The organism is Psychromonas antarctica, assembly GCF_022267535.1.
GTDB lineage: Bacteria > Pseudomonadota > Gammaproteobacteria > Enterobacterales > Psychromonadaceae > Psychromonas > Psychromonas antarctica.
The window spans coordinates 1-6007 of sequence record NZ_JAHNZV010000144.1; the positions used below are offsets into that span (position 1 = coordinate 1).

The 6007-nt window shown below is 38.5% G+C and carries 6 protein-coding genes; all 6 read right to left on the reverse strand.

Annotation, left to right across the window (positions count from 1 at the left end):
- Positions 1-387: 387 nt before the first annotated feature.
- On the reverse strand, positions 388-984 hold the full coding sequence (locus KSO91_RS15735) for a hypothetical protein (protein WP_238743979.1): 597 nt from the start codon (positions 982-984) through the stop codon (positions 388-390).
- Positions 985-1709: 725 nt separating this feature from the next.
- A complete protein-coding gene (locus tag KSO91_RS15740; protein ID WP_238743980.1) occupies positions 1710-2999 on the reverse strand; it encodes a DEAD/DEAH box helicase in 1290 nt (429 codons plus the stop codon).
- 378 nt (positions 3000-3377) lie between these two features.
- Complete coding sequence (locus tag KSO91_RS15745; RefSeq protein ID WP_238743981.1) at positions 3378-3626, reverse strand: DUF3297 family protein; 249 nt, start codon at positions 3624-3626, stop codon at positions 3378-3380.
- Positions 3627-3824: 198 nt separating this feature from the next.
- Complete coding sequence (locus KSO91_RS15750; RefSeq protein ID WP_238743982.1) at positions 3825-4166, reverse strand: Fis family transcriptional regulator; 342 nt, start codon at positions 4164-4166, stop codon at positions 3825-3827.
- A 476-nt stretch (positions 4167-4642) separates the two neighbouring features.
- Positions 4643-5290 (reverse strand): NAD(P)H-binding protein, encoded by a 648-nt coding sequence (locus tag KSO91_RS15755; protein ID WP_238743983.1) that lies wholly within the window; start codon positions 5288-5290, stop codon positions 4643-4645.
- A 290-nt stretch (positions 5291-5580) separates the two neighbouring features.
- Positions 5581-5814 (reverse strand): CDGSH iron-sulfur domain-containing protein, encoded by a 234-nt coding sequence (locus KSO91_RS15760; RefSeq protein ID WP_238743984.1) that lies wholly within the window; start codon positions 5812-5814, stop codon positions 5581-5583.
- Positions 5815-6007 lie beyond the last annotated feature (193 nt).

The following is a 6007-nucleotide window of genomic DNA, read 5'->3' on the forward strand; positions in this document are numbered from 1 at the left end:
ATGTTAAATAGAGTATGCGTATATATTGTTAAAAATTATCAGTTTTGTGTTAATGTAAATTAAGCATGAGATCCGATCTCACCTTAGCTTACTTTCTATTGAACATAATCCTATTTAACATAAAATGTATAACATACTGTTATCTTTATTTTTTGTCTTTTGGTATTAACAGTTGAATTTCACCAGTAAAAGACAAATGACGCATAAACTGAATAGCTTCGATTGGCCGAGCCGACATGTTTATCAAAACCAGTGACCAATAGATAACGAGCATCAAGCTTGTCCCTCTTTACGATATTTAAATATAAGATTAAATACAGCCCATAGATTAGTCGCATAATAAATCATCTTGTTGTTGCCCCCAGTGTCAGAATTGCTGCAATGTCGCTAAGGCTTTTGTCTTTCTTGATATCTTTCTTCGAACATTTTCAGTTGTTTATTTAGCTTTAGTATTATTCGAATCAATTCCGATTTTTCTTGTGTCGCTAGCGCCTTTACTTCAAAGCGTATGGATATTTCTTCTTCTGTTTGCTGCTCTTGTAGTTTCTGCTTCTCTATTTTTTTTTGTGCTTTAAGTTGCTTTGCTTGAAGACTTAAACTTTCTTCCGATTGGAACGTCCCATAAATGATATCTTCGAGTGTTTTGTTTATGGTGCGCTTGTCGGCTAGTTTTTTTAGTTGTAGCCCTGCTTTTACATCGAGATTGAAAGTGAAAATCTTTTTGCCATTATTGCTATCACGTGATTTTTTACTTCGCCAAGCCTTAAACATTTTTGTACGAAGCTCTCTCCCTTCAGCTGTTTTTTCAAGCAATGTGCAAAGGCCGTTAAATTGTAATAAATTGATATTAGCAATGTCGACACCGACACCATCAGTTATAAGATTAAGTAAACGGCTCTTCTGGGTCAAGTAACTTTTTAGCCAAGCAATGTTCGTAGTATTCCATTCAAACGTCTTCGGTTTGTAATCAATATTCACTGGCATATTAGTTCCTATTAAGCGGGGTATTCGTTCGGTGATGGTTGTTTGCAATATCATCTAATATGTTTGTTGTCTGGTTAGTAGTGCAGACAACTATTAATAAATATCATATCCCATGATTAACATTCAACCTGAGTAATATGAGTAGGTATGTTATTGAATTAGAATGCACATGTAAATGAACAATTATTACACATGTGATCCGTATTGTTACACGTGACGACGGCAAGTGATGCCACTAAGTGATTTTTATGGCACCTGAGCTCGCCTTTCCTGTCGATATCTTAGCGGCATCACTTAGTGATGCCGCAGGTGTCTTTTTTCTTTTTAGTGTTTGTTTTTAAAGCTTATATTTTTTATAAGTCAAAGATATGCTCAATATTATCATCGTGACCACCCTGTTTGGCTATGTGTCACGTGATGAATTTTCGGATGTGGTTAGGGGGGGTAAAGCTTTGTTTTTTTGCGTTGGTAATACCTTGTTATGAACAGGATAATAATGAAATTGAGTTATAGATGCCAGAGAGAATATATAATTATTGAAAGAAACTGTTGATCATTTTTTATGGTCTGTGCGGAAAAGGATGCACTAGATGCATTTATTTTATTAGACAAGCCCCCTACTTCACTTTAGCAAAAGAGAGTTGGCCCTTTATTTTGTAGTTAGGGGGTCTCTGCATTTATAAGGTGTCGGCTGTGCGACACCTATTCTTGTTCTTTTATCCAGACTAAGAATTTCTCAACCAGATATCTGCATTTACCAACGTTTTATTTTTACGTTTTTTCTTACCGCTGCCTTCTGGTTTTGCCATCGGTTTATCGGCAGCTGGAAATTTATCTTTGATAATGTCATCAACCTCAAAACCGACTACTTGTTCACGTTCAAGGCAGATCTTGTTCTTCTTTTCGATTACGTTGAAATGATGAAAATCGTCATGATCGATAAGCGATAATGCTAAGCCCACTTCACCGGCACGGCCACTGCGGCCAATACGGTGCATGTAGTCTGATGGACTTCTTGGTAAGTCAAAGTTGATCACTACGGGGAGTTTTTCGATATCTAGACCACGGGCTGCAATATCAGTTGCGATTAACACTTCAATCTCACCTGCTTTAAACGCATCAAGCACACGACTGCGAGCGGCCTGACCTTTATCACCATGAAACACTTCTGCGGCAATACCACGTTTAGAAAGTTTTTCAGCTAAGTGATTACAGCTGTTTTTCGAATTGACAAAAATAAGGGCTTGTCGCCATTGATGTTGTTTGATCAAATGTGCTAATAAGGCCGTTTTATTGCCTCTGTTAACGGTGAAAACACGCTGTACTAAGGTGCTGGCATCAGCACTTTGTAATTGTATTTCAACTGGATTATGGAGCAATTCTTGGGTTAAAGTCTGTACTTCCTCGGGAAATGTCGCTGAAAACAACAAAATTTGCTTTTTCTTCGGTAATAATGCTAACAGTGTTGAGAGTTCATCAGTAAAGCCTAGACTTAGCATTCGATCTGCTTCATCAAGCACTAAGGTTTTAACCCTATCAAGTTTAATGGCATTACTTGAGATTAAATCGAGCAGTCGGCCAGGCGTTGCTACCAAAATGTCGGTGCCACCTCGTAATGCTTGCATTTGCGTATTCGCGGATACACCACCAAAAACAGCAACCGTTTTAATCATGCCATTAAAATGCAGTGCATAAGATTTAATGCTGTCGGCAACTTGCTTAGCTAGTTCACGGGTAGGCACCAAAATAAGCCCCGTCACATAGTTACCTTGGGTGTTTTTGCTAGTTAATTGTTTTTCTGTGTGTATTTGTTGTAATAACGGTAGTGCAAAGGCCGCCGTCTTACCCGAACCGGTATTTGCCCCTGCAATTAAGTCCCGTTGCGCTAAAATACTTGGGATAACGCGTGCTTGAATGGGGGTTGGCAGCTGATATTCGAGCTCAGTCAACCGAGCTAACAAGGGCGAAATAATGCCAAGTGATGTAAAGTTGGTTGGTGTCGTGGTAGTTGTCATTAATATAAAGGGCTCAAAGCTAAAATAATAGCTGACTATTTTAACGTATTTATCGCGCCTTAAGTTAGTGAAATCGATCCAATTATCAAACTCTACGCATAACGTGGTTGATGACGGTGATATTTGCGTCCCTAGCAATTGAGGTTAACGGAAGTATATTAAGCGATTTCAGTGTTAGTCAATCTAATGAGCTCCTTTACTGTAAAATGAGCCTTCTTGTAATGGTTTCTTGGATATCAATAATATGAAGGGCCTAAATTTCGTTAGGCCCTTTTTTCAAGCTGCTAGTCAGTTGAATAAAAAATAGAAACGTAACTATTGTAGCAACTCAAAGGGGAATTAGTGTTGACGAAATCAGCGCTTTTGCATTGCTACGTTTTAACGATAAAACGCTTCAACCGTTCCTTTTTTAGTTATCATAAGTGGATGGCCGCGACGGTCCAACGCTTTGAACGCTGAGACTTTTACCCAACCTTCACTGATGCAATATTCCTCGACATCGAAACGCTCTTTGCCGTTGAGTCGAATGCCGATGTCATGCTCGAAAATTTCTGCCACATGATGTGGGCTTCGGGGATTAGCAGAAAAGCGATCCGGTAAAGCTGGTTGCGTTTTAGTGTCGTTCATGTTGTGACCTGTAGTAAATAAGAAGTGCGCTATTATAAGCAATATAGGGAAAGTGCTCAAGAGGTGTAGTAATGAATGTTAGCCCGCCTCTTACAATATGCAAGTATTATAAAAGCCCTCGCATACTAAGCCCGCAAATAAGATAGAGGTGAAATGGCCCAACATTTTTAATGTAAATCGGCTTGTATACTTCGCACTTTAACCTAGTCTATCAGACCATTTACCATGATGATCTTTCTCACAATTTTCTTCTGTGTCATAAAATATGTGTTCCATAGGTTTTTTAAATTCAACATTGACTTCATGAAGCTTGGTTACAATCAGGGAGGCAAGTTGTTGTTTGCTGTTTTTTGACAGAAAAAAAGCAAGATTTTTATTTGTGTCGAAAATACAAAAAATCTTTAAACTTATTGGGGATTTTGAATAATCGACCACATGAGTTATCCATTGAAAGCCGTCAATTTCCCTTAATGCTACTTCACAAACGTCGGTCAATGAAAGTCTAAGTTTATTATCAGTTTTTTTATCAGTTTTACGCATATTTTAACTATTCCTTAAGGAAGCTGTAGAATTTATTTCTGCCAAATGGCATTGCTTCAGAATCATTTATACGGTTACATTTTTGATAAAAATGGATCATTATTGCTTCTGTTATCATTTATTTTGTCTCATTTACAAAACAGTAATAGTTATGAGCATCCCTAATCAACCGTGCATCGTTTTATGGCCAAATCACTAATGCTGTTCTAGTTAGTAACGATGGATCTTTATTGCTATTTACAATTGCCACTATCGTTGCAATTACATGCCCATTGGAAAGCGCATCAACTGCGCAAGCTTCCCTATATCGGCGCCATGAATGGGTAGGAGGCATCATACATCAGCAAGCACCACCCTATGCGCAGCAATGCCAAAGGCACACCTTGTCTCCGGTCGGTATCATCCGCCATAGCGCTGAGCAACTAAGAGACATGAAGTATAACGATTGCTTGGAATTCAACTCGGTTATGACAACGCTAATTAATGAAAATATCATCCAGGCGGAAAAACTCTATTGATCGCCCTGATTGTTTACTAACGACAACCATCTTAGTCGCTACCTGCTCCCCTGTTATTGGGCGAAAGCGCCGAAGCCAAGGGATAACGCGCAAAACAATCATTACCCAACTGGCGATTTTTTCACCTAAGCGAAGCTCAGCACGCTGGCCAAGCAACAGTGACGGTTGAAATATACTAATACGTTTAAAAGGCAAAGCTTTAATTTTCTGCTCTAACTCACCTTTCATTTTTAGATATTCACTATTACTTTTTTCATTAGCTCCGCTCGAAGAAACCAGCAGATAATGATCTACCCCATTGCTAGCAGCTAGCTGCGCAGCTTTAAACTGGTAATCAAGATCAACTTTTCGTTGGGCTGCAATAGAGCCGGCCTGCTTAATTGTTGTGCCCAGGCATGAGAACAAAAAGTCCCCATTAAATGATTTGTCGTGACGCTCTAAATTATCAAAATCCACGATTTGATTAAAAACTTTTGGTGATAAATGCGTGTCAGAACGACGAGTAAGCGTGACTATTTTACTGATATTTTCTGCATTTACTAATTGGTCAACTAATGCCCTACCGACTAAACCTGTAGCGCCTATAACGATGGCTATTTTCCCCATAACGATCTTTTTACCTTATTTTGAATGACAGTTATTACTTAACCTCAACGTGGGACAGTGAATAAGAGATTATTTTTAATATTCTAAAGCTAAAAATTCACAACGAGCATGACCAATACCATCTCTGCTCAGATATGCCAATCCTAGCTTAGCTGTAACATCACGATTCAAAGGGGAAAGCCGATAACTTACTTCTGCATGATCACCTACACGTTGCCCTTCGTGCCAGGCGTTAATTTCTGGAAAGCTAGCTACTAAATCGACATAAATTTTTACAATATCGTTTATTGTTATTTATGGCTGCCATCACACAATGGTTGTGCCGCTGTTTTTTTACAACCACAAAAAAACACTTTTTTAGATTCTGTTGCCTGATACTTTACGGGCATGAAATCAGTGCCTTTATGAGAGCCATCGCAAAGTGGTTGTGATTTGCTTTCTCCACATGCGCACCAGAAATAGGATTTCCCGGCTTCTACTTCTACTGCGTAAGGTGTATCAGATGCTCTTTTGGGATCGTTCATATTTATCTCTCCTTATTTAACTTTTAAAAAAGGCCTGCTTAAACTGCCCTCAACTTATTGACTAACGTAAAGTGAAGCACTGGAAAAATAGAAAGCAATGGTAGCTAAAAACACCACTCTCAGGGGACATATTTGAAATATTGGTTACATAATTGAACTGCTGTCTATGTTTTTATAAAAATCAATTACCTAT

Coding starts and splice junctions, on each gene's coding strand:
- KSO91_RS15745 (WP_238743981.1), bottom strand. CDS start 3,626: ATGAACGACACTAAAACGCAACCAGCTTTACCGGATCGCTTTTCTGCT.
- KSO91_RS15735 (WP_238743979.1), bottom strand. CDS start 984: ATGCCAGTGAATATTGATTACAAACCGAAGACGTTTGAATGGAATACT.
- KSO91_RS15750 (WP_238743982.1), bottom strand. CDS start 4,166: ATGCGTAAAACTGATAAAAAAACTGATAATAAACTTAGACTTTCATTG.
- KSO91_RS15755 (WP_238743983.1), bottom strand. CDS start 5,290: ATGGGGAAAATAGCCATCGTTATAGGCGCTACAGGTTTAGTCGGTAGG.
- KSO91_RS15740 (WP_238743980.1), bottom strand. CDS start 2,999: ATGACAACTACCACGACACCAACCAACTTTACATCACTTGGCATTATT.
- KSO91_RS15760 (WP_238743984.1), bottom strand. CDS start 5,814: ATGAACGATCCCAAAAGAGCATCTGATACACCTTACGCAGTAGAAGTA.